This window comes from Desulfosporosinus youngiae DSM 17734, from assembly GCF_000244895.1.
GTDB classification, from domain to species: Bacteria; Bacillota; Desulfitobacteriia; order Desulfitobacteriales; family Desulfitobacteriaceae; genus Desulfosporosinus; species Desulfosporosinus youngiae.
The window spans coordinates 3,971,093-3,996,097 of record NZ_CM001441.1 but is presented as its reverse complement, the minus strand read 5'-3'; the positions used below and the strand labels follow the sequence as shown (position 1 = coordinate 3,996,097).

The window sequence follows — 25,005 nt, the reverse complement described above, 5'->3', positions numbered from 1 at the left end:
TCATCTGATGGTGCTGCGGCAGCGGCATGGAAGTCTGATAGGATAATTTCCGAGCTTAAGGAGCAGAAGTCCACGAACTTTCAGTTCGTGGACTTCTGCTCTTAAATTTACTAGATAACATTAAATCACAATAACCGTAACTATTTTGTAACTATTATTAAGATCTTTGTAAAAAAGAATTAGCTTATTAGGTGTATTGTAAGATAGAACGGTTTTTATAAGACATGGACAAGTTTTAGGAGGGAGGAGAGAGGACTGTGTCGAAAATAAAAATCATGAGCAGGCTAATAGTTATGGTTTGCTTGATCATCTTAAGTATTTTCTTAATGGCCGGATTTCCTGAATGGGGTATTGCTACTCAGTCCGTTATTCGCTTACACTATTCGCCTGCACTTGACGAGGCATCTATCCCTTCTCCTGACAGAAGAGAAGCCGGGTCTCATGCCGGGGGTATTGATCGAAGTGACGGAGCGGCTTCAAAGGCTGAGGAGCCGGAAACAGCGATAGAACCGAGTTCGGACCTGCCTGACCGGGGGGAATATCCGGCTGATGCAGAGGGGACAGGAAGTGAAGCCATTGAGGATTTATCCCGGAATGGGGAGACTCAGCCCGGAGTAGATTCCCAGCCCCTAACCGGAGAATCTCAGTCTCCGGCTGAATCGCCGGCGGTTGTATCACCACAGGAGCCGGTCCAAGCCGAACCGGAAAAAACCATGGTCTTACCTGGGGCACCAGACACCCCCATTCATCCATACTATGATGAGGCTGGCAACCCTCCTACAGCTCCGGGTTTAGCCATGCGCCAACGCAGCTTCCATCCCGAAACCCAAAAAATGGCCTTCCTGACCTTTGATGATGGGCCGTATCCCAGCACGACGCCACGCATTCTGGCAATTTTGGCCGAAGAAAATCTCCACGCCACCTTTTTCAATATCGGCCGGCAGATGGAGCTTTATCCGGATTTGCTAAAGGCAGAGTATGAGCAGGGGCATGCCATCGGAAACCATACTTATTCTCATAACATGGCTGAGGTGTATAAAGGACCTGAGTATTTTCTGGCCGATGTGAAGAAGGCTGAGGAGATAATTTATAATACAATTGGTATACGCCCCTTAATAGTCCGGGCTCCGGGAGGAACAGTGGGTCATTTTAATATCAAGTATTTTAATGCTGTTGACGCCGAAGGGTATTTGATGGAGGACTGGAATGTTGATCCGGGGGATACCAGAGCCCGCTTAGTTCCCGCGGAGCAGATACTACAAAATGTTGAGCGGCAGATTCAAGGCAAGAACAGGGTTGTTATTTTGCTGCATGATCTGGTCGGTAAGGAAACGACCATCGAGGCGCTGCCAAAGATTATTGAATTATTAAGAAAAGAAGGCTTTTCCTTTGGGGTGCTTGGTCCTGATGTTTTGCCTATGGTGTTTACCGCGGGTCTGCAGAACTAAGATTATTAAGAAAATGTCCTGTGCAAGACCTCTTGGGAGGCTATATGGTTTACAATAGAAGGTAATGGTACAATGATGTTTGTAAAACCGGATAAACGGGGTGATCAGGTGAAGGATATAAAGATGAAGGTACTGGTTGTTGAAGATGAAGAGTCGATCCGGCGCTTCATTACCCTTAACTTAAGCGCGGCGGGTTACTTAGTCAGTGATACGGCGACTGGGGAAGAAGCCCTTGAGATGTTGGAGACCTTTGCCCCTAAGGTGGTCGTGCTTGATCTCATGCTGCCTGGTATCGGTGGTTTGGAAGTATGCCAGAAAATCCGGGAGACGAGGCAGGAAACCTTTGTGATCATGCTGACAGCCAGGGGCCAGGATACAGATAAAATCCTTGGTTTGGAACTGGGTGCCGATGACTATATGGTAAAACCCTTTAACCCCTTAGAATTAATTGCCCGGGTAAAGGCTGTTTTGCGGCGGGGCGCAGGCCTTAGAGATCCCAAAGAGATCTTTAGATGCGGGGACTTATGCTTGAATATTACTGCTAATAAATTTTATAAGAAGGATCATGAAATAGAGTTAACTCCTATAGAATTTGGCTTATTAAAAGTATTTATGGAGAATCCCGGGAGAGCACTTAAACGGGAAGAAATGCTGAATACGGTCTGGGGTGAGGATTATTTCGGGGATACTAAAACGCTGGATGTCCATATTAGACGCTTACGGGAAAAGATTGAGGACAACCCTTCACGGCCGGAGTTTATTAAAACGGTTTGGGGTTCCGGGTATCGATGGCAGCAGGAATCTTAATATGAAAGGGATCAGGGCGCGGCTGACGGCTAATTTTATGATCGTTATCATCATCACAGTCAGCATCCTCGAAGTTCTCCTTATCTACACGGTACGGCAAAACTACTATGGAAGTTTAGAAGGAAGCCTCACTAACCAGATTAAGATTTCCGCTGATTTGTATGCTAAATATTTTTCTGACACCTCCTTACAGGAAAATGTCTTATATAATGTGGATGCCTTCTGGAATCAAAGTAATGCCGAAGTGGAGATTGTCGATCAGAATGGCAGCATTGTGATGGATTCCTTGGGTGTGATTCCTCCTGGACATGCGGTGACAAACGATATCCAGGACGCCTTAAATGGAAAAACCGGGACATGGATTGGAAGCTTGAATGGCCAAAAGGTTATGGCTGTGGCTCACCCTTTAATGGCCGACAATGAAATAGTGGGGGCCTTGCGCTTTATTACTTCCTTGAGCGCTGTGGACCAGGATATTCAGAATACGGCTTATATCTTTGTTTCAATCGGCCTGGCGGTGGTTTTAGTTGCCGGGCTGATTAGTGTTTTCTTAGCCAATACGATTATTATCCCTTTGCAAGAGGTTACTGCAGTGGCTCAGGAAATGGCTGGCGGTAATTTTCAAGCGCGCAGTAAAAAAACCCATGAAGACGAGATAGGGAAGCTCTCAGACACTCTAAATTATATGGCGGATGAGATTGTCAAAAAGGAACAGCTGAAAAATGATTTTATCTCGTCGGTTTCCCATGAGCTGCGCACCCCTTTGACATCAATCATGGGCTGGGCTATCACTTTGAAGAATGAGCAATTCCAACAGAAAGAAATGCTGGCGGATGGTCTGGGAATCATAGCCAAAGAGAGTGAACGACTTACTTTAATGGTAGAAGAACTGCTGGATTTTTCAAAGTTCGTCTCTGCCCGGGTGAAACTGCAAAAGGAAGAAATTAACTTGTCCTCTCTTATGGAGCATATTCAGAAACAATTAACTCCCAGGGCAGTGCGGGAGAATATTAACTTCACAGTTCAATACCCTGAAGATTTACCGAACTTATGGACAGATGCCAACCGACTCAAGCAATTGTTTATTAATATTTTGGATAATGCCTTTAATTTTACCCCTGCGGGTGGTCTGGTAAGCTTTAACCTGGAACTGAAAAGTGAGAAATTGTTGTTTAGTATTATAGATTCCGGTTGTGGGATAGCAGTTGATGAGCTGCCTATGGTTAAAGAAAAGTTTTATAAGGGGAAAAGTTCACGTTCGAAAAATGGAATTGGCTTATCCATATGCGAAGAGATTGTGAGCCTAATGGGTGGAAAAATGGAGATCACCAGTGAACTTAATCAAGGGACAAAGGTGTTTATCAGCTTACCAAAAGGGGAGAAGTTCTATGCCAAGAGCGTATAAGGTGTTGCTTGCTGTGCTTTCCTTACTTTTGCTCAGCGGTTGCACTAACCTTTCCTGGACGACAGCGGGGAAGATTGTTCCTCCGGTTCCTGATAGCTGCCCCTTGGAAGGGCAGTGGGAGGTAAATCAAGACCTGCAGGCCGATGGAAATCTTGAAGAGTACCATCAGAACTGGGAAGGCAAGACCATTCAATTCACACGCGAAGTTGCTGTGCTGGGTGATTATGTCTGGAGCAATCCCGCCTTTAAACTTAAGAAAGTTTCTTCTGCTCAATACCTGACCACTAAATATTTGAATCTTTCCAGTGATTTGATGCCCGATAATCAAGAGATAGAGGTCATCACTGTATCTGCAGGGGAGAACTTTTTAGGTGAATTCATGAAAATTGATGAGGCGAGACTCATTGCCTTTGTCCAAAATAAGGCGCTGTATCTTCAAAAGCTCTCAGATCAAGTGGACAGTTCTTTAGCCTTGGCTAACCTTAATGACTATCAAGCAAACGAACAAAGCAGCCAGGGATCATCAGGGGTTCTGGTGGGGTTAAAAATACCTGATGGATCAGGTGCTGGCAAGGGCGCAGATAATACCGACTATAGATATCAGACGGTATGGTTGGCTTCCAAAAATAAGAAGCTGAATCCGGTTCTGACAGAAGACAATATCTTTTTTCCGCGCAGCAGCGGCTTTTGGGAACTTCAGGTGCCTCAAATCCAGGAAGGATCAACGATGGAAGATTGGCTATCGGCTCACGATGTTTCTACGAAGGTCCAAGAACCACAATTGAGCAGCCTGAAACTTAGCCGGGGCGAGGTTAATAAGGGAACGGGTAAAAAAATAATTCATTACGTTGGGAATGACTATGTTGCAGTGGAAAATCAAGGGTATGGGAATCAACTGCAGGTGCTGCCGGTGGATAAAATCTCGGCCCTTGAAGGAATCAAGTTTTCCGACTTGCTCGATTACGGCGGATCTTCAACATTCAGTAACGCAAGGGCTCAGGCACGCCGGACTTTAAATAATAATCCGCATATTATAGATATCGATGATGACAGTTTGGAGCAGAATTTTGGGCTGACCCGTAAGAATGGACATTGGTATCTGAGAGGCAGAATTAATTATACCTTACAAAATGCTGATGACCCCAGCCATCTGGATTTTAACATCAATTTAGTTCCCCCTGCCAAATTAATCTTCTACGATACGTTATATCTTAGTTGGCAGTATATAAAAGATCGTGTCCCGGATGCTGTGGATGCCTTTACTTCTCCCAATCAGGATATCGCCCTTGTCGTAACCAAGACTAAGCTTCTGGTTTACCCTATTAGTATGGGTCAATTGGAAAGTGAGGCCTTGGCTAAAATCGATCTGGAGCCCGGGAGCTCAATCATCATGGCGGAGTGGGCTACGGGGTCTTACGTCGATAATTGGGAAAAAGCATTTCTTGCCAATGGTGCCGAAGTAACAGGAAATGAAAGCCAGTGATCAAGGGAAACTGTATTGTAAAATAACTGTTCCTAGAGTAGAATATTAAATAAGAACAATTCTTAAGAAAATACAGAGGATTGCCAGTAAGCATTAAAGGGGGGAACAGTTTGAAACGTCAAATAAGGAAAGCGGACTTCTCCTTAGTCAGTAAGGAACTAGACTATTTTGAAAGTACGGGTCTTATTTCAGGAGAGCAAAAGACTGGGATTCTGGAGAATTATGAAGTACAGGGCGGACTTAACTTTATTCAAGTTGTGGTCACGATTGGCGCTATTTTGGTGGGCCTTGGAATCTTAAGCTTCATTGCCAGCAATTGGGAGGGAATGAGTCATTTTACGAAGCTCCTGATCATCTTCGGAATTTTCGGAGGAGTAAACCTGGCAGGCTATATGCTTACGGAAAACAATCCCCGCACCGGGCGGAGTTTGATTTACCTGGGTACTCTGGTTTACGGAGCGGGCATTTTTCTCATTGGGCAAATGTATCATTTTGGCGGAGAGTTTCCCACGGCGTTTCTGCTCTGGTCCATAGGAGTAATCCCTATGGCCTTCCACCTTCAGGATAAGTATTTAATGCTGTTTGGGAACATCCTCTTCGGGGTCTACCTTTTGGGCTCTCTTGAACAGGGTTTACTCTCTGCGGGTTGGGCAGGAGTTCCCCTGATGTATTTTGCTTACAGCTACTTTGATAAATCAAGGCTGCTCTTGTTCTTCGCTAATCTAACGACACTGAGCTTCATCCTGCAAATCACGTTGCGATATGAGGTTGAAGGTTTGTTTGCAACCCTGCTCTTTTTCTTAATAGGACTGGTCATGTATGGGTTGAAGCACAACTTTGAGCGGGATATATTCCGGGTTCAGGGCAACGTTCTCTTTGGAGTGACCGGCGTCATGCTGACCGTTCCTGAATTATGGGATGTTTTGCTCAGCGCTCAGTCCACGCGGTTAGCGAGTATCCTCTTTGCCCTCGCTTTTGTCGCTTTGCTGTTTTTCCTGATCAGAAAGGGCAGCCTAATAAGCTTAGTCTTTGTATGTGTTACTATCTTCCGCTATTATGCAGACACCTACGCCTTTTTATCGAAATCCCTGTTTTTTATTGTAGGAGGGCTGCTGTTACTCGCCTTTGGTTTCTACTTTGAACGGATGAGGAGTCAGCAAAAGGAGGGATTCAGGCATGAGTAAGAAAACAAGGTTCTTATTAGCTATAGCGCTTCCCTTGCTGATTCTCCTGGGGATGACGATCAAACCTCAGGCAACGGTTCTCTTCGGGCAGGAGATCCTTCTGGAAACAAAGGCTTATGACCCTACAGATTTGTTCAGAGGGGACTATGTCGCCCTGAATTTTGCAATCTCAGATGTGCCCAAGTCTAAGGTGGACCTGTCCCTGGATAAGGTATACAATAAGAATCTTTATGTAAGTCTTAAACAAGAGGGCAAATATTTTGTTGTCGATCAGGTTAGTGACGTTAAACCAAAGCAAGGAGTCTATTTAAAAGGAAAATTCAGAGAAGGATTTAATGGGTTTGGGCAAGCCGGTGAAGCGGCCAATTACCGGGTGGATTACAGTTTGGATAAGTATTTTGTTGAGCAGGGAAGCGGCAAAGAGCTTGAGCAGGAATCTATCAAGGGTGGGCTGGAAGGAACGGTTAAGGTCCTGGGCGGATATGGAGTTCTGACGGGAATTGCCCGTCGCTAGCTTTCGGAAAATAATGCACAAAAAATCAGCCCGAGAGGACGTTTTTTAACGCCTTTCGGGCCTTTTTTTTAAAGAAGATTCAGGTGAAGGACGGTTATTAATATGAGCAGGAGGGTTGCAAAAACATGTTTAAAATACATGGATTCATAATTTGAATTCTTGAAGAATGTGTTTCTGCCTAAGATTATTACATAGAATAAGCAGGCCATAGCACATAGTCCGGTAATAACAACAAAAATAGAGATAGGAACGACCGGCCAAATGTAATAGTACAAAAAGAACAGACTGTGATAGCCTGCGAGAATAAGGATGAACCAGCCCAGGGCTTTATGCAGAAAGCGGAAGATCGTTTGTCCGCTGCTTCGTATTGAGCTGTTTTTGACAAATTCAAGAAAGGCCGCTTTGATAACCGTCAGCAGAAACAAGGCCCCTATGGCGTAAAAGGATAACCCTCCTGCTCTGGCCGAGATGTTCATAGTCGTTGAATTAAGAGGTATGGAAAATAACCCCGAACCGGCTATATATAATACTAGGGTAAGAGTAAAAATATAGGCGATTTTCTGATAAGGAGATTTAATATACCCAGCTATTCTTATCAATGTTAAGAACCTCCAATAGTTTTTTTAGATTCATCAGCTCTCAATATATTCGTTGTTCATTTTTCAATTCCTTTGGAAATTTGCACAATTTTTATAGAGTAAATTAGGCTGAAATTAATAAACTCTTTGGCTCAGAATGACTTGCATTGTTTGATTTAGTATTATCGGAGTGTTCAGTAAAATATTGTATTATTGTGGTTCAATGTCTAGACTTTTTAGTAATACTGTAATATATTTCATATAACTAAATTATTTAAGGAATTCGAGGTATTTTATGGATAATATCTATGAGCGTATTAGGAGTTTGCGTGTCAGCATGAACATGACGCTTAAAGAACTGAGTGAAAAAACAGGTTTATCCGTCAGTTTTCTTTCTCAAGTCGAACGGGGAAACAGCTCCTTGGCTATTACATCCCTTCAGAAGATTGCCGATGTCTTTAAGGTTTCTATGTCCTCCTTTTTTGAAAGCACAGAAAGCAACAGTTTTTTTACGCCTGTGGAAGCGCGGAAGCCATTTCAAATTGAGAGATCTGATTCAGTGTTTACTCGATTAGGAGGAAACTTTCCGGGCAAAGTATTGGAACCAATTCACATAGTATTAGCTCCCTTGCAAGGGCAAGAGGTTATATTTAACCATCCCGGTGAAGAGTTTTACTATATTTTGCGGGGCAGGGTTTTAATGATGGTAGGGGACAAGGAATATGAAATGAACGAAGGGGATACGATTCATTTCCCCTCCACCTTAAATCATACTTGGCATAACCCAACTGACGAAGCAGTTCATATGATCGCCGTACTTACCCCGATCATCTTTCATGAGTAATCAATAGTTTCTTCAATAGAGGCTGACAGCACTTATCCAAGCTATCCTCTGATATGTCGAATTAGGCCCTTCAAAGGAAGTAGAGAAGGAGAAAGCACACCATGAAAATTGTAACAACCAAAGATATCGAAGCAGCAAATCGTCACGATGTGATCATGAAAACCCTTTTCGGCAGTAATGCAGCGAAGGATGCTAACGTGACAATGGGAACCGTCGTATTTCCTCCCGGGGCAAGAGTCCCGGCAGAAGGTGCGGGAGTTCATGCCGAACATGAATATTCGTATATAATGAGCGGATCACTTTTAACCATGAGCGGGGGAAAAGAATGCCGCATATCCGAGGGGCAAGCTACGATCATACCGGCAGGTGAAGAGCACTGGGCCTTCAATGATGGAACAGAAAACTGTGAAATAATTTGGTTCATGGTAAAGTAGTTAATTATCTTTAGTTGAATGAGTTCTCTGCCAGGCCAGCAATATAAAAAGAAGGAAAAATGCCAGGATTTACAAGGAGGATACATATTAATGAATGTATTTAAAGAAAGAATCAAACGAATTCAAGCAATTATGAAATCTCAAAGCACGGATTATCTGGTAGTGGCCCCTTCAGCCAATTTTTTTTATCTCACCGGATTAAGGACGACAGCCGATGAAAGGCTGCAAGCTTATTTGGTGCCTGCAGAAGGCAAGCCGGTTATGGTTCTGCCGGAGATGTATCGGGAAGCGGCAGAAGATGTTGAAGAGAATAGCTTTGAATTACTGACCTGGTCTGATGGAACAGATCCTGTTGACTTGCTGCTTCCTTTGATCAAGGGACACTCAGCACTGGCTGCCATCGATGAAAGAATGTGGGCAGGACACTTTTTGCAGGTCAGAAAAGCGTTCTCCGGGTTCGAGTTTACCGGTGCCGCAAAGATTATGAGACAAGTTCGAATGATTAAGGACCACAATGAGATGAGCCTTTTAGAAATGGCCGGAAGATTAACGGACAAGGTTATGGCGGAGGTTCTAAAGGTCATCAAGCCAGATATTTCTGAAAAGGAATTGGCATTTTTTGTGGAAGGCAAGCTTAAAGAATATGGCGCGGAGGAGCTTTCTTTCAAACCTATTGTAGCCTCAGGACCTAATACCTCATCCCCTCACCACCATACCAGTGAAAGAAGGCTGATTCCAGGTGATTTGGTGGTCTTGGATTTCGGAGGGCTTTTTCAAGGGTACTGTTCAGATATGACCCGGACTTTCTCGGTAGGTAAAGCCTCCGCGGAGATCAAGAAAATATACCAAGCTGTCAAAGATGCCAATGAAGCTGGTTTTCAAGCAGTTTGCGCAGGGATTTCCTGTGAAAAAGTCGATGAGGCCGTCCGGGATACCATTTCACGAGCGGGATATGGACAGTATTTTATTCATCGAACAGGCCATGGTATAGGGTTGGATATCCATGAAGACCCCTTTATAGTTTCGGGTAATCAAGAAACTTTGCAGACCGGAATGACGTTCAGTATTGAACCGGGTATTTATATACCGGGGCAATATGGGGTACGCATTGAAGATATTGTCGGACTCTCCGAAAATGGACCGATACGTTTTAATAATTTTCCCCGGGAATTAATCGAGGCGTAAGAATCGCTGTACCTAAATGATAAATCTTTTATGATTGTGAGACATGAGCGATGAGAGATGTTTTATTAGACAATGAGGATTTACTGAGAATAAACAACCTGAATGTGCGGTTCAGAACCTCGGAGGGGGCCTTTAGGGCTGTCCGGGATGTGAGTATTTCAATACGTTCCGGGGAGACGCTGGGTATTGTAGGGGAAAGCGGAAGCGGTAAAAGTGTCACTGCTCTCTCAATTATGAATTTAATTCCTAATCCTCCCGGAGAGGCGACTGGAGATATCTTGTTCAATGGGCGGAATCTAAGAAATTTATCGCCGGAAGAGGTTCGAACCATTCGGGGTAATGAAATTTCAATGATCTTTCAGGAGCCAATGACCTCATTAAATCCGATTCATACTTGTGGTAAACAGATTATGGAACCGCTCTTGCTGCATAAAGGCTTTACTAAAAAGGAGGCTAAAGTACGCGCTTTAGAACTCTTGAAGATGGTGGGTATTCCAATTCCGGAGCAAAGATTCAAAGAGTATCCCCATCAATTATCCGGCGGAATGCGGCAAAGGATTATGATTGCCATGGCCTTGGCTTGCCGTCCTAAGCTGCTCCTGGCAGATGAACCGACCACAGCTCTTGATGTAACAATTCAAGCTCAAATTCTGGAATTGATGAAGAATTTACGTAAGGAAATCGATACTGCCATTATTATGATTACCCATGATCTGGGGATCATTACCGAAATGTGTGATCGTGTGGTGGTTATGTATGCAGGGCAGGTGGTCGAGTCCAGCCCGCTCAAAGAATTGATAAAAGAGTCGCTGCACCCTTATACGGAAGGGCTGCTGCGGTCTATTCCTACTATAACAAAAGAAAAGCAGCGCTTGCATACAATTGAAGGCACTGTTCCCAGTCCTTTCAACATGCCGATAGGCTGCAGCTTTCAACCGCGGTGTAACTATTCAACCTCACTTTGCTCCGAGAAGACTCCGGAATTGGTTCATATAACGGAAGAACGTGCTGTCAGATGCTGGCGCCATGTGAATGAAGGCAAACAGGGGTAGGAGTGAAAATATGGAAGATAGTTTACTTGTTCAGATTCAAAATCTTAAGATGTATTTTCAAACGGAAGGGAGCTTATCCTTACATAAAAAATACATAAAAGCAGTTGACGATGTCTCATTTGAGCTGTTTAAAGGAGAAACCTTTGGCTTGGTGGGTGAATCAGGCTGCGGTAAAAGTACTCTGGGACGCACAATACTAGGCCTGTATAAGCCAAATGCCGGTAAGGTGATCTTCGAAGGTGAGGATATTTTTTCGTTCAATAATAAGAGAATGAAAGAAATGCGCAAAAAAATCCAGCTAATTTTTCAGGATCCAAGTGCTTCCTTAAATCCAAGAAAGACGATTAATGATATTTTAAATGAACCTTTTCACATTCACCAAGTGGGAACCAAAATCGAGCGTAAGGCGAAGATTAAGGATTTAATGGAAAGAGTCGGTCTTTCTGAGTATCATTTAAGCCGCTATCCTCATGAAATGTCGGGAGGGCAAAAGCAGAGGGTAGGCATTGCCAGGGCTTTGGCCTTGAATCCCAAGCTGATCATCTGCGATGAACCGGTCTCTGCTTTGGATGTTTCGATTCAGGCCCAGGTTATTAATTTATTGGAAGACCTTCAGAAGGAATATGATCTGACCTATTTATTTATCTCCCATAACTTAAGTGTCGTACATCATATCTGCGATCGGGTAGGGGTTATGTACCTGGGAAAACTTGTGGAGATTGGCAGTCATGAGGATATTTATCGTAACACTCAGCATCCTTATGCCAAGGCCTTGATCTCAGCTATTCCCAATGCTGATCCGGATGATCGAAGAGAGCGGATCCTGCTTAAAGGAGATGTGCCAAGCCCGGCAAATCCTCCATCCGGGTGCCGCTTTCATACCAGGTGCCCTGAGGCGATAGACTTATGCAGTCAAGAGGAGCCTCTGCTAAAGGAGGTGTTTGCAGGTCATTGTGCAGCTTGTCATTTAGTTAAATGATCAGGAGAAGGAGGGATTATCGAATAATTACCTATAGTTGAACTTACAATTTGAAGGGAGAGAGAACAGTGAGAAAGAAGCTTAGAATTCTGTTGGCAATGTTGACCATAGTGCTGCTCTTTACGGCAGGATGTGGCGGGAGTAAAGATGCAGCCACTAAGCCTGAAGCCACGGACGGTAATAAACAGTTGATTATGGCCCTTGATCCGGATTATGAAACCTTTGACCCCGGTCTGGCTTATGAGGTGTATGCCCTGCTCGTTCTGCATCCGGTTTATGATACCTTGATGCAGTTTGAAGATAACTTGGATGCACCTGTATACGGCATAGCTGAAAGTCATGAGGTCAGCCAGGACGGTCTGAGTTACACCTTTAAGCTGCGGGAGGGAATTAAGTTTTCCGGCGGCAATCCGCTTACTGCCCAAGATGTCAAGTGGAGTGTGGAGAGATCCATTAGCTTAAAGGGCAATGGTGCATTTTTGGCGGATGGTATTAAATCAATCGAGACCCCTGATGCCAAGACAGTGGTTTTTAACTTAAAAGAGCAGGATGCTTCTTTTTTAACAAAACTTACTTATAATGCCTTTGGTGTTATCGATAGCAAAGTGGCTATGGAGCATGGCGCTACCAATGCAGCAGATGCCAATACCAGCGATAAAGCGAAATTGTGGTTTGATACACACTCTGCGGGATCTGGTCCCTATGTGATTGAATCTTATACCCCTAAAGTGGAAGTGGTCTTAGCCCGCAATCAAAATTATTGGGGCGAAGCTCCCTACTACGATAAAGTAGTTCTAAAAGCTATTTCCGATCCGGGAACTCAATTAATGATGCTCGAAAAAGGGGATATCGACATCGCCTTTAACTTAGGCCCTGAACATGTTAAACAAATTCAAAATAAGGCGGGCATTGAAATTAAAAAAGCTCAAGCCATGACCCTGACCTTTTTATTAATGAACCGTGACCCCAAAATTGGAGGTCCTATTGCCAATCCGGATGTTCAGAAAGCCATCCGCCTGGTTTTGGATTATCAAGGGATGCAGACAATTGCCGGTGAAGGGTCCATCACCCCGGTTGCACCTTTCCAAGTCGGATTTTTAGGTACGTTGCCTCCGCGGGATCCGAAAACCGCTCAAGATGTGGAAAAGGCTAAAGAGTTAATGAAAAAGGCCGGTTATGAGAAAGGCTTTAAGACCACGCTGGAAGTAGCCACCTTGGCTGTTGAGGGTATGGATTTACCTACACTTGCCCAAAAGATTCAGAACGACTTGCTCCAGATCGGCATTGAAACCGAAATCAAACCCTCGGATATTATGGTTGCTCTTGACCCCTATCGTAAAGGCACCCAAGCTTTGTCTCTGTGGTATTGGGGTCCGGACTATCCGGATCCGAACAGCCAGTTAGCCTTCTTACCCGGCAGCCCAGTTGGTTTGCGGGCTAATTGGACCGCTGAGATGAATCCTAAACTAGCTGATTTGGGCAAGAAAGCTGCGGTTGAAGTTGACAAAGCTGCCCGAATCAAGTACCTGGAAGAAATTCAAACGATGATGGATGAAGATAGCGCCTTTAATGTCTTATTGCAGCATGCTCGTCATTACGCTACTCGTGATAACATCCAGGGTACAGATTATATCGACCTTTATAAAATCAATCTCAAGAATGTTTCTGCAAAATAGTCTGGAAATAGTAAGGGCAGGTGCCTATTGGCATCTGCCCTCAATAGAATATCCAAAAGGCCTGAAGGAGGTGAAATGTCATTTGGGACTTCTAAAATACATAGCCAGAAGATTGTTATTTTTAACCTTTCTTGTCATTGGAGTTTCATTAGTTGTCTTTATCATCTCCCACTCTGTACCCAGTGACCCTGTTTTGGCCAATTTAAGTCAGAGGAACATGGATAACCCGGAAATGGTAGAAACCTTCAAAGCTAAGTGGGGCCTGGATAAACCTTTATACACCCAATACTTTATTTATGTAGGCAATTTAGTCAAGGGAGACATGGGCACGTCAATCAGAACTCAACGTCCTGTGATGGAAGACCTGAAGGACTATTTTCCGGCAACCATTGAATTAGCACTTTTTTCTATTCTTATTGCGGTTTTATTTGGAATGCTTTTTGGCATCATCTCGGCCATCAAACGCAACAGCGCAACGGATCAGCTAATAAGGGGAATTTCTGTTTTAGGAGTATCAGTCCCTAGTTTCTGGCTGGGACTTATGTTCTTACTGCTTTTTTATGTCAAGTTAGGGATAGCACCGGGACCGGGGAGGATAAGCCCCTATCTGGCACCGCCTGTGGGAGTCACCAATCTTTATGTTATTGATGCTCTTTTGGCAGGTAATTGGAACCTGGCGGTGGATGCCCTGCAGCATTTGTTGCTGCCCGGCCTGGTTTTAGGCTCATTTACTATGGGTTTGATTACTCGTACCACTCGTTCCAGCTTGTTGGAAGTGATGTCTTTAGACTTTATTCGTACGGCCAGGGCCAAAGGTCTGACTGAAAAAATGATTATTGTGCGTCATGCTTTAGGCAATGCCTTGATACCGGTCGTTACGGTTATTGGAATTGGGTTCGGCAATCTTTTAGGGGGTATGGTTTTAGTAGAAACGATTTTTGCCTGGCCCGGTATCGGGCAATATGCTTATAAAGCGGCAGGAAACTTAGATTTTCCTGCTATCATCGGGGTCTCTATTTTGATTTCCATTAACTACGTTGTTATTAATCTTGTCGTAGACATTTTATATGGAATTCTTGACCCCAGAGTGAGGTATCGTTAATATGCTGGCACGAATTATGAAAAATAATTTATTATTTTCAATAGGAATCATTGTTTGCAGCTTATGGATTGTCATTGCAATTATTGCGCCGCTGATAACCCCATACAGTTATCTGGGGCAGGATTTGGCCAACCGCTTTCAAGCGCCAAGCAGTTTGCATTGGTTTGGTACGGACAGCATTGGGCGGGATGTTTTCAGCCGGGTCCTGATAGGCAGCCGGATTTCACTGATCGCCGGTCTGGTTACTATTATTCTGGCCTCATTTATCGGCATGATTTACGGAGGAATCGCGGGTTATATTGGCGGATTGACGGATGAAATCATGATGCGGGTTTCGGAAATGGTAATGGCCTTTCCGGGAATTATCCTGGCAATGACGATTTCTGCGGCATTAGGGCCAAGTCTTTATAATACCTTGCTGGCTATGGTGATTATTTGGTGGCCGAACTATGCCAGGGTTATGCGAAGCATGGTGATTGCCAACAAAGAGAATGAGTATGTGGAAGCGGCCAAATCACTGGGTGCCTCCCATTTTAGAATATTTTTTCATGAGATTATGCCTAATAGCATCGGCCCGGTCTTGGTGCTGGCTACTTTAGATTTCGGCAATGCCATTCTTCTTTTCTCGGGCTTGAGTTTTTTAGGTCTGGGGTCTCCTCCGCCTACTCCGGAATGGGGTGCCATGGTGGCGGATGGTGTTTTGAATTTTAACTATTGGTGGATTGGGACCTTCCCCGGTTTAGCTATATTAACTATGGCGGTGGGGACCAACTTCATTGGCGACAGTTTGAGGGATTTTCTTGATCCCAGGCTGAGAAAGGAACTGTAACTGCTCAGCAATTCCGGCAGGAGAAGGGCCTGGTAGCAGGTCAAATTCGTCTGCGCAGACGAATTTGATCTGCCGCCGTCAGCGAATAGTTCATCCATTTTGATTTCCGCTTTTTAATAGCTTTAACTACAGCATATGTAGAAACAGAGGGACAGGTGCATTGTTTCGTCAAAACGAAACAATGCACCTGTCCCTCTGTTTCCCTGGCAGAAAACATGCTCATAAGAGTGCGGCCCAAGAGTTCTGTATCCCAAAGTACCGCTTAAAGCAATAGAAAATTCTAGTTCAGACATTCAACCATTTAACGAATTTCCTGGCGAAAAAGGATTACTAGAATTATGGCCAGTTACTGGTAAGGTTCATTACAAGATAACAATGTATGTTGCAGCGACAGGTTTTACGGGTTTAATGGATGTAACGGACATTAGTTCCGGTTTAAGTGGTGGGCGAAATCCAGTATCGGGTTTTAGTGGATCAGTTCCTACTTCCAATATTTCGGGACATAGATATAGTGCTTCATTGACCGGTATGACTACTTTACTGGGTATCCCTGTAGCACATACAGTTCCTAACTATATCACGTGGATAAACTAAAACGGAATAGTGAAAACGGGACGTGACGAAACTCAGTTTCGTCACGTCCCGTTTTCGTCTGCATGTTAAATGTTTCCCGCGCCCCTTTTAGATTCAATTATTTCTAATTAGGATAATTTGGTTTAAATAGATAATGCAATATCATACTTGCGGTTGCCAACTTATATTTTTTCTCATAATCAATCATAGTGGTATCTTTCATGAAGTTTTCAATATCATGTATTTTTAGTCCCGCATAATGTGATATAGTTTCATATTTAAGCCCAAATGTTTGAACAAGTACATTAATAACACTCTTTATTCTCTCATCTTCGCTAATCATTTTTATTCCTTTTGATAAGAAAATGGTTGTCTCAAATAGGAGTCCATATTTTTCAATTGGTAAATCAGCTAGTTCTTTTTTTTTATCTATATAATCAGAAAGCCAATTAATATCTATTCCAGTTACTTTATTTAAAGTGTATAACGTAATTTTATATTCTTTAATAGCTACCAATAAATTCTCCCTTATTATATCTGGTCCTCCAGTAAACTCTATACTTTGCATATGTTTCTCCTTTCTATTACGCGTCTTTTCTTAAATTAGATTGCAAAATATCTTTGTGACGTTGACACTCCAAACGGCTACAGGCAATGGGGTTCTTGGGTAATAAACCGAACTGCCTTTCTGTTATTGGAAATAACCCTAAGTTCAGAGATGTGTCATCGCCCCATCCTAGCACAGTGCTTGTTTTTGTCATTATACCATAACTTTAAACCAATCTAGATTTATCCAATCGTTAAGACTCTCATTTCTATAATCGGGAATGGTACCCCGTACCTTGCTTCGTTGGGGGTAGAGTCCCCCACCGAAGTATTGATGTTCAACTTTAGTTGAACGAGTTCACTTCCCCCCTACGATATATAGAGGAGTTGACAGGTCATAAAGGTTATCTTGTATCATCATCTTAGATGGTGGGAATGATATAAGAATAGCCCACCGATTACGCAGAAACCTCTGCGCACCCGGCGAAATCCGTGAGGTCAAAAATGCTTACGAGGCATACGAAAGGCTGCTGTCGTTCAATCCTTATTCAGTTGACGATTTACTTAAAGCGCACGGCATCCTGATGACTGATCTGGTAAAAGAAGCGGGGCGTTTCCGTTCTGGTGGTGTAGGCGTGTTTAAGGGCGAACAGATAGTACACATGGCTCCGCTAGCCGATATGGTGCCCCAGCTATATCGCCAACCTCCTGCATTGGACAGAAACCGCAAAGGCACACCCGCTGATTAAAGGTTGCGTATTCCATTATGAATTTGAGTTTATCCATCCCTTTGCAGATGGGAATGGCCATATGGGAAGAATGTGGAACACGCTGCTACTGTATCAATGGAAGCCAATATTTGCGTGGATACCTGTAGAAACTGTTATACGCGAAAAGCAGGACGTCTATTACGACTCTCTTAGTGAAGCGGACAGGATTGCCAACGCCACGCCGTTTGTGGAGTTTTTGCTGCAAGCAATCCTCGACACACTTATAGAGATTGAACGCGATCAAATACCCACCGGAAAAGTCAGCCCGCATATTCAGCTATTCTTAGATAAGCTGGGCAATGATGAATTATCCGCAAGCGAGATCATGGAGAGTATGGGACTAAGGAATCGTCCGGCCTTCCGAAAAACGTATTTGCAGCCTGCTTTGAACTCCCAGCTAATTGAAATGACGCTTCCTGATAAGCCAAACAGTAAAAATCAAAAATACAGGAAGCCTAGGCCGGAGCAATGAAAAAGTATAGTATAGCGATCGGATATATCTCTGCCCCTCGGGGTCGTACTTTTGTGCAAATATAGGGTACATGGGATAGGAGTATAAAGGTATTCTGCGTAATTGTATAGTCTGAAGTAAATTTTTCGGCCTTTGGGGAAAGTTGAGCACCGTTTAAAGACGGTGCTTTTGGTGTTTTCTGCACCTTTGGATAGTTAGGGTCTTTAAGTTGTCAAACAGGATAATTAACCAAACAGACAAATAGAGCATAGCTTGTACTAAGATTAAATAGAATCATAGGAGGAAGTTATTATGCTCAATGTCATTCCTGAGGTCCCGGAACGGATTATTCGGAATGAGATGGTCAGCCAAGACTTGTTCAAATACAATTTTGATGCGACTTTTATGATAGACCTTGATGGAAAGTTTGTTGCATTGAATTCTGCTACAACGGGACTATTCGGATATTCGTTCGAAGAGTTAAGACAAATGCAAATTTCAAACATCTTGCTTCCGGAAGAGAAGGATCGTTTATTCAGGTATTTCGAAAATTCACGGTACCATGCACAATGGTTTGAAACCGTTATCAGACAAAAACAAGGAAGCCTTCTAGATGTAGAAATGGTGGTTTTTTCGATTATTGCTAATAACCATTTCATTGGGATTTATGCAATTGCGAGAGATATAAGGGATGGAAAAATGCTAAAAGAGCAGTATAAACGTATTAGCTTCCATGATTCTATGACTGGGCTCTATAATCGGACTTATTTCGAACTGGAAATGCAGAGATTAGAGAATGAACAACGAAGTTCTATTGGACTAATTCTGTGTGATGTTGATGGGCTAAAGAGTGTTAATGATACCTTAGGGCCTGATCAAGGTGATGCTTTGCTGCTTACTGTGTCCAATGTTCTAAAAGCATCAACGGATCAAAAAGATTTAGTGGCAAGAATTGGAGGGGATGAATTTGCAGTCATCGTCGATCAAGGGGATTTATCGAAAATGGAATTGGTTTACAATAGGATTTGTGAAGCTTTAAATGACTATAATATACAAACACCCGAGCTCCCAATAAGTTTATCTATGGGTTGGGGCTTTAGTCCGGAAAATCGAAATAGCTTAACTGAACTATATAAAGAAGCGGAAGACAATATGTATCGCGAAAAACTTCTTCACAGCAGAAGCATGTGCGGAAGTTTTGTTGCAGCTCTGATGAAAGCCCTGGAGAGTCATGATTATATATCGGAACAACATTCCGACAGGGTTCAAAAAAGTGTAACATTAATGGGTACAGCATTAGCATTACCCAATCATCAAATTGCTGACTTGAGAATGTTGGCAAAAATACATGACATTGGGAAGATTGGAATTTCAGATCGGATTCTCCAAAAGGCTGGGCCTTTAACCCCTCAGGAGTACAAAGAAATACAACGTCATAGCGAGATTGGACAGAAAATTATAGAATTAGTTTCACCCCTTAAACCAATCGCCGGCTATATCCTGAAACATCATGAATGGTGGAATGGTAAGGGTTATCCATTGGGTATAAAGGGAGAGGAAATCCCTGTGGAGTGCAGGATTTTAAGTATTGCGGATGCTTATGATGCTATGACCAACGATCGGCCTTATCGAATGGCTTTATCTCGCGTAGAGGCAATGGTAGAGCTTAAACGCGGTAAAGGGATACAGTTTGATCCCAAGCTTGTCGACTTATATCTGGAGATTATCAAGAAGCGTGAATTTAAAGTTTAGATAAAAATAAGCCTCCACGTTCACTAGAACGTGGAGGCTTATTTTTATCTAAACTTACTGAACTTTTTAAAAGCTTGTCAAGATAGTTAGTACAAACATATCATATACAAACAAATTGGTTGGTATAAAATCCCATCCGTGATAGATATAGAATATCTTCAGACAATTTGTAAAGCACTAGGCGTTTAAAAAGTATCGCTAAGATATGGGGTGAATAACGATTGTCTAACCGGGAACCAATGCTGGAACTCTTCATCTTTGAGTCCATGCAACTAATTGAGCAAATGGAGTTATTAATTATTTCTAATGAATCATCGAGTTCGTATACCTTCGAGACTATCAACGAGATCTTTCGGATCATGCATACGATAAAGGGTTCAGCTGCTATGATGAGCTTTAACAATATATCTATGCTGGCACATTCTATAGAAGACGTGTTTTACGTCCTAAGGGAGGATAAACCCCGGAATATTAATTATTCGGAACTATCCGATTTAGTACTTGAGGGGCTCGACTTTATCAAGGTAGAAATTGCGAAAATAAAAAATCTGGACCGGCCGGATGGCAATGCAACTGAGTTAATTAATAATTTGCGCGCTTTTCATACCGCGATCAAAGGACGTGGTCCGGACGCAACTCCCTGCAGAAATAAGTTCAAGGCCATACTGCGCTTTGATCAATGTGCAAGTGGAATGGAAAACGTGCGGGCGTTCGTGGCAGTTCGTGATTTGGAAGATCTTATTGAAGAGTACTATCATATTCCGGAAGATCTCAATCATGAAGATAGTGCCGCTGCTATCCGGGAGCAAGGGTTTATCCTGTTTATGAAAACCGAGCGTTCCTTGGAAGAAATTCGCAATGTTCTGCTTCAGACTATTGGTTTAAAAGATCTTCAATTGACTCAAGAGGAAAATAATGAGCGGGTTAAGGATCCGAAAGACAACAATCATCCTTCAACCAAAACTCAGCCAAGCATTATTAGTGTTAGTGTTGGGAAGCTGGATCAGCTCATGGATTTGGTGGGAGAAATGGTAATCGCCGAAGCCATGGTCACACAAAATCCGGATCTCAAAGGCTTGGAACTGAACAACTTTTCCAAGGCCGCCCGCCAACTCAGAAAAATTACCGGCGAATTACAAGATATAGTTATGTCCGTGCGCATGGTACCGTTAGCCGGCACATTCCAAAAAATGAAGAGGCCGCTTCGGGATATGTGTAAAAAACTCAACAAGGAAGCTCAGCTTCAGCTTATTGGTCAAGAAACAGAGGTTGATAAAAATATCATTGAGCATATTTCTGATCCCTTAATGCATTTAATCCGCAATTCCATCGATCATGGCATAGAAATGCCGGATGAACGTGAAGCCAAGGGCAAACCTTGTTTAGGAACCATTACTTTGGAAGCTAAAAATGCAGGCGGGGATGTCTTAATCATTATTCGTGATGATGGTCAAGGTTTTAATAAAGACCGAATCTTGATCAAAGCTCGTGAAAAGGGGCTAATTCAAGTGCCGGATGAGGAAATCACGGATAAGGAAATTTATAACTTGGTCTTATTGCCTGGGTTTTCGACGAACGAGAATGTTACGGAATTTTCCGGGCGCGGGGTTGGGATGGATGTGGTTGTGAAGAATCTCGAAGCCGTTGGGGGAGCAATAGCGGCGGATAGTGTGCCTGGAAAGGGAACGACCATTACCCTCAAAATTCCTCTAACCCTGGCTATCATAGATGGAATGAATATCAAGGTAGGGGATTCGGGCTTTACCATACCGACGACCGCGATAAAAGAGTCCTTCAGGCCCATAATGACAGACGTGATTGTCGACCCAAATGATAATGAAATGATAATGGTTCGGGGACAGTGTTTTCCCATCCTGCGTTTGCATGATATTTACCATGTCCGGACAGATGTAACCCAATTGGCAGATGGGATCATCATTATGGTGGAGCAGGACAACAAAACCCTTTGTGTTTTTGCAGATAGAATGATTGGTCAGCAGCAGATTGTTGTGAAAGCCCTGCCAACGTATATTCGGAACACGAAAATAGTTAAGAGTTTGGCTGGATGTACCTTATTGGGGGATGGAAGTATCAGCCTCATACTGGATATCGGGGGGCTGATGAGTTAGATAATCATCATGTTCTTTGGATGAGAAAGGAGAACTATTATGCCGGATATTGCTGAACAAGATACTCCGGACTTGATCGAAGATACTCAGAAAGGCAAGTTTCTTACCTTTTGCATGGGCAAAGAGTTTTACGGGATTGAAATTGAATATGTCACGGAAATCATTGGAATGCAGCCTATTACTGAAATTCCCCAGATGCCTGATTATATTAAGGGAATCATTAATTTGCGAGGTAAGATTATCCCTGTCATGGATGTGCGGCTGCGCTTTAAGAAACCCTTCAGAGAGTATAATGATAGGACTTGCATCGTGGTCATTGATATAAGAGATGTTTTGATAGGTCTCATAGTTGATAGTGTTTCCGAAGTATTATTTATTGCTGATCAAGAAATTGTTGCTCCTCCGAACATGGATAATGAAGGTAACAAATATATCAAAGGGATCGGTAAAGTGGGAGGGGAAATCAAACTTCTCTTGGATTCAGGTTTGCTCAGGGAAACAGAGTTGGACACTATAAATGATCTTTAAGATACTAAGTGGAGGTGTTCGGGAATGAAATGGTTTATGAATATGAAAATTGCCGCAAAGTTATCGACTGGGTTTATCATAGTTTCTTTGCTTACAGCAGTTGTAGGTGTTATAGGCATCGTAAATATAAAGGCCATTGCAAAGTCTGATGTAGAGCTTTATGAAAACGTGACAGTGCCTATCTCAGAATTAGCGGATATGTCCATAGAATTTCAGCGGCTAAGAGTCAATTTTCGCGATATTCTCCTAACAGACGATCCGTTAGTGGTAAAAAGTAATTTAGACCAAATAGCGCAGAGACAAACGATTATGGCTAAGGATTTAGAATCGATTAATAAAACAATAACATCAGTCCGGATGAGAGAATTATTTGATGACCTGGTTAAGAAGAACGCGGAGAGTCAACAGAGTGTTGATAGGGTATACGAGCTGGCAGAAAAAGGTGAAGTGGCTGGAATTCCGGCACTAATGAGTGCAACAGGTGCCGCTGGCATCACTACAAAAGCACTGGAGGGTGCCATTGATAATATGATCAAAGTTCAAATAGAGGATGCAAAGTTAAAGTCCGATGATAATACAGCGATTGTTAACAGGGCGACAGTAATCATGGTTATTGTTATACTCGCAGGGGTGCTCATAGCAATAGGGTTAGGTATGTACCTCAGCTCAATTATCAGCAAACCGCTGAAGTTTCTTGCAGAAACGGCGGATAAGTTAGCGGTTGGAGATATTGATGTTGATGTGAATGTAAAAAGAAAAGCAAAAGATGAGATAGGTACTTTGCTGGGGTCCTTTGAAAAAATGGTTGAAAATGTTCGTGATCAAGTCGATGCAACTGAAAAAATGGCAGATGGAAATCTATCGGTTACAGTTAAGGTGAAGTCGGATAAAGACTTATTGGGTAAAAAACTTGTGGAGATGCAGGACACTATGAAAGTTCTTTTGGATGAAACCGATAAGCTGGTTGTGGCAACCCAAGAAGGGAAGTTAGACACCCGGGGAAATGCCAAAGCTTTTGTAGGCAGCTGGGGAACTTTAGTCGGCGGTATCAATAATCTAATAGATACCTTGGTTGGGCATATTGATTCAATGCCAAGTCCCGTAATGATAATTGACAAGGATTTCAACATTGTTTATATGAATAAAACTGGCGCAAACTTACTGTCAGCCACTCAAAAACAGCTTGTTGGCAATAAATGTTATGATGTTTATAAAACCTCTGATTGCAAGACAGCAAATTGTGCCTGTGCTATGTCCATGCAACAGGGGCAGAAAGTCAGCCGAGAAACTGATGCACACCCCAACGGAATGAATCTTGATATATTGTGTACAGCCATACCGCTGAAGGACAAAAAAAATCAAGTAATAGGAGCTATGGAACTTGTAGTAGACCAGACCGCTATTATGAATGCCGCCAGAGTAGCTGAAAAACAGGCGAAATATCAGGAAAAAGAGACTTCAAAACTTCTTGTCAATATTGAGAATCTGGCCCAAGGAAAGTTACATTGCAGTTCTAAAATCGAACCGACGGATGTAGATACGAAGGCAATTGGAGAAATGTTTACCAACATCTATAAAAGTTTTGAAGAAAGCCTAAATGCTATGTCGGCTTATGTTAAGGAAACAGCAAAGGTTCTTACCGAAATGTCCATGGGCAATCTGGATTTGAGTATTACTGATGATTACAAAGGGGATTTTGCTGAAATTAAGAGTTCGGTGAATTTAATCATAGACTCCTTTAATGAAGTATTAAGTAATATGAATAACGCTTCGGTTCAAGTTGCTGCCGGGGCAAGACAGGTGTCAGATTCCGCTCAAGCCCTCTCTCAGGGGTCTACCGAACAAGCGAGTTCTATCGAAGAGTTAACTGCCTCGATGGAGGAAATATCGACTCAGACGAAGCTGAATGCTGCAAATGCGAATCAGGCCAATGAGTTGGCCTTGGCGGCAAAGGAAGGTGCTATAAAAGGGAATGAGCAAATGCAGGGTATGCTTAAGGCTATGGCCGATATTAATGAAGCATCCGGAAATATTTACAAGATTATTAAGGTCATTGATGAAATTGCCTTTCAAACAAATATCTTAGCCCTAAATGCGGCAGTTGAAGCTGCACGAGCGGGTCAACACGGCAAAGGCTTTGCGGTGGTCGCAGAGGAAGTGCGCAATCTGGCAGCTAGAAGTGCCAACGCTGCGAAAGAAACGACAGCTCTCATCGAGGGCTCGATTAATAAGGTCGAGGGCGGTACGAAAATTGCTAATGATACGGCTGCAGCTCTCAACCAAATCGTTGAAGACGTTTCAAAAACCACAAATCTTGTGGGGGAAATCGCTACTGCATCCAATGAACAAGCGTTAGGAATTAATCAAGTGAATCAAGGGATTTTGCAAGTCTCAGATGTTGTACAGACGAATTCGGCGACGTCGGAAGAGAGTGCCGCTGCGAGTGAAGAATTATCAAGTCAAGCTGAACTGTTAAGAGAACAGGTTAGTAGGTTCAAACTTAAGAAAACTACGGGCTCTGCCTATAGAGGCCTTGAGCATATGAACCCGGATGTTTTACGCATGTTAGAAAATATGTCTCAAAAGAAACAGGAGAATAGTTCAAAGAATCGGGGGAATGCCGAGGCAGCGAAAACAAGCAGTAAGTCAAGAATCGCTTTAAGTGATCAAGAATTTGGGAAATATTAATGAATTTAATAGGGAGAGCCACAAGGCTCTCCTGAATTCAACAGTTAT

21 protein-coding genes and 1 pseudogene are annotated in these 25,005 nt (G+C 43.0%); 20 read left to right on the top strand and 2 right to left on the bottom strand.

All coding sequences use genetic code 11. The annotated features are described in order from the left end of the window. Positions 1-257 precede the first annotated feature (257 nt). From DESYODRAFT_RS18525 to DESYODRAFT_RS18500, 6 genes are all read left to right on the top strand, one after another. On the top strand, positions 258-1,448 hold the full coding sequence (locus tag DESYODRAFT_RS18525; RefSeq protein ID WP_157137212.1) for a polysaccharide deacetylase family protein: 1,191 nt from the start codon (positions 258-260) through the stop codon (positions 1,446-1,448). A 108-nt stretch (positions 1,449-1,556) separates the two neighbouring features. Next, positions 1,557-2,255 carry a response regulator transcription factor gene (locus tag DESYODRAFT_RS18520; protein ID WP_042339868.1) on the top strand — a complete coding sequence of 233 codons (699 nt, stop codon included), beginning with the start codon at positions 1,557-1,559 and terminating at the stop codon, positions 2,253-2,255. 1 nt (position 2,256) lies between these two features. Next, a complete protein-coding gene (locus tag DESYODRAFT_RS18515; protein WP_007785414.1) occupies positions 2,257-3,660 on the top strand; it encodes a HAMP domain-containing sensor histidine kinase in 1,404 nt (467 codons plus the stop codon). Beyond that, positions 3,644-5,143 (top strand): hypothetical protein, encoded by a 1,500-nt coding sequence (locus tag DESYODRAFT_RS18510; protein WP_007785413.1) that lies wholly within the window; start codon positions 3,644-3,646, stop codon positions 5,141-5,143. The genes DESYODRAFT_RS18515 and DESYODRAFT_RS18510 overlap by 17 nt, the downstream gene beginning before the upstream one ends. A 110-nt stretch (positions 5,144-5,253) precedes the next feature. After that, complete coding sequence (locus tag DESYODRAFT_RS18505; RefSeq protein WP_007785412.1) at positions 5,254-6,327, top strand: DUF2157 domain-containing protein; 1,074 nt, start codon at positions 5,254-5,256, stop codon at positions 6,325-6,327. Next, entirely contained in the window at positions 6,320-6,841 is a 522-nt protein-coding gene (locus tag DESYODRAFT_RS18500; RefSeq protein ID WP_007785411.1) for a GDYXXLXY domain-containing protein, read from the top strand. The genes DESYODRAFT_RS18505 and DESYODRAFT_RS18500 overlap by 8 nt, the downstream gene beginning before the upstream one ends. A 68-nt stretch (positions 6,842-6,909) precedes the next feature. On the opposite strand, the gene DESYODRAFT_RS18495 is transcribed toward DESYODRAFT_RS18500, so the two are convergent. Next, positions 6,910-7,440, bottom strand: coding sequence for a ferric reductase-like transmembrane domain-containing protein (locus DESYODRAFT_RS18495; RefSeq protein ID WP_007785409.1), 531 nt, complete (start codon positions 7,438-7,440; stop codon positions 6,910-6,912). A 274-nt stretch (positions 7,441-7,714) separates the two neighbouring features. Here DESYODRAFT_RS18495 and DESYODRAFT_RS18490 point away from each other — a divergent pair, with 274 nt between their 5' ends. The 8 genes from DESYODRAFT_RS18490 (at position 7,715) to DESYODRAFT_RS18455 (ending at position 15,520) form a co-directional block, all read left to right on the top strand. Further along, the gene (locus DESYODRAFT_RS18490; protein WP_007785408.1) at positions 7,715-8,263 is read left to right on the top strand and encodes a helix-turn-helix domain-containing protein; all 549 of its coding nucleotides are present in this window, start codon (positions 7,715-7,717) and stop codon (positions 8,261-8,263) included. Between the two features lie 101 nt (positions 8,264-8,364). Continuing rightward, entirely contained in the window at positions 8,365-8,697 is a 333-nt protein-coding gene (locus DESYODRAFT_RS18485) for a cupin domain-containing protein (RefSeq protein WP_007785407.1), read from the top strand. A gap of 90 nt (positions 8,698-8,787) precedes the next feature. Further along, entirely contained in the window at positions 8,788-9,882 is a 1,095-nt protein-coding gene (locus DESYODRAFT_RS18480) for a M24 family metallopeptidase (RefSeq protein ID WP_007785405.1), read from the top strand. A 50-nt stretch (positions 9,883-9,932) separates the two neighbouring features. Beyond that, positions 9,933-10,934 (top strand): ABC transporter ATP-binding protein, encoded by a 1,002-nt coding sequence (locus DESYODRAFT_RS18475; protein WP_007785404.1) that lies wholly within the window; start codon positions 9,933-9,935, stop codon positions 10,932-10,934. 10 nt (positions 10,935-10,944) lie between these two features. Further along, entirely contained in the window at positions 10,945-11,913 is a 969-nt protein-coding gene (locus tag DESYODRAFT_RS18470) for an ABC transporter ATP-binding protein (RefSeq protein ID WP_007785402.1), read from the top strand. Positions 11,914-11,981: 68 nt separating this feature from the next. Then, entirely contained in the window at positions 11,982-13,589 is a 1,608-nt protein-coding gene (locus DESYODRAFT_RS18465; RefSeq protein ID WP_007785401.1) for an ABC transporter substrate-binding protein, read from the top strand. Positions 13,590-13,671: 82 nt separating this feature from the next. After that, positions 13,672-14,691 (top strand): ABC transporter permease, encoded by a 1,020-nt coding sequence (locus DESYODRAFT_RS18460; RefSeq protein ID WP_007785400.1) that lies wholly within the window; start codon positions 13,672-13,674, stop codon positions 14,689-14,691. Between the two features lies 1 nt (position 14,692). Next, the gene (locus tag DESYODRAFT_RS18455) at positions 14,693-15,520 is read left to right on the top strand and encodes an ABC transporter permease (protein WP_007785398.1); all 828 of its coding nucleotides are present in this window, start codon (positions 14,693-14,695) and stop codon (positions 15,518-15,520) included. A gap of 697 nt (positions 15,521-16,217) precedes the next feature. Here the strand turns inward: DESYODRAFT_RS18455 and DESYODRAFT_RS18450 are convergent. Then, positions 16,218-16,661 (bottom strand): HTH domain-containing protein, encoded by a 444-nt coding sequence (locus DESYODRAFT_RS18450; protein ID WP_007785397.1) that lies wholly within the window; start codon positions 16,659-16,661, stop codon positions 16,218-16,220. A gap of 656 nt (positions 16,662-17,317) precedes the next feature. Between DESYODRAFT_RS18450 and DESYODRAFT_RS29815 the strand changes: the two are divergent. The 6 genes and pseudogenes from DESYODRAFT_RS29815 to DESYODRAFT_RS26730 all read left to right on the top strand — a co-directional run. Further along, positions 17,318-17,419, top strand: a pseudogene (locus DESYODRAFT_RS29815) (Fic family protein); the annotation flags it as partial. 30 nt (positions 17,420-17,449) lie between these two features. Next, on the top strand, positions 17,450-17,881 hold the full coding sequence (locus tag DESYODRAFT_RS29610) for a Fic family protein (protein WP_052315272.1): 432 nt from the start codon (positions 17,450-17,452) through the stop codon (positions 17,879-17,881). Positions 17,882-18,172: 291 nt separating this feature from the next. Further along, complete coding sequence (locus tag DESYODRAFT_RS18440; protein WP_007785395.1) at positions 18,173-19,612, top strand: bifunctional diguanylate cyclase/phosphohydrolase; 1,440 nt, start codon at positions 18,173-18,175, stop codon at positions 19,610-19,612. 239 nt (positions 19,613-19,851) lie between these two features. After that, on the top strand, positions 19,852-21,741 hold the full coding sequence (locus tag DESYODRAFT_RS18435) for a chemotaxis protein CheA (protein WP_042339865.1): 1,890 nt from the start codon (positions 19,852-19,854) through the stop codon (positions 21,739-21,741). Positions 21,742-21,780: 39 nt separating this feature from the next. After that, a complete protein-coding gene (locus DESYODRAFT_RS18430; RefSeq protein ID WP_007785391.1) occupies positions 21,781-22,269 on the top strand; it encodes a chemotaxis protein CheW in 489 nt (162 codons plus the stop codon). Between the two features lie 24 nt (positions 22,270-22,293). Beyond that, a complete protein-coding gene (locus tag DESYODRAFT_RS26730) occupies positions 22,294-24,957 on the top strand; it encodes a methyl-accepting chemotaxis protein (RefSeq protein WP_007785390.1) in 2,664 nt (887 codons plus the stop codon). Positions 24,958-25,005 lie beyond the last annotated feature (48 nt).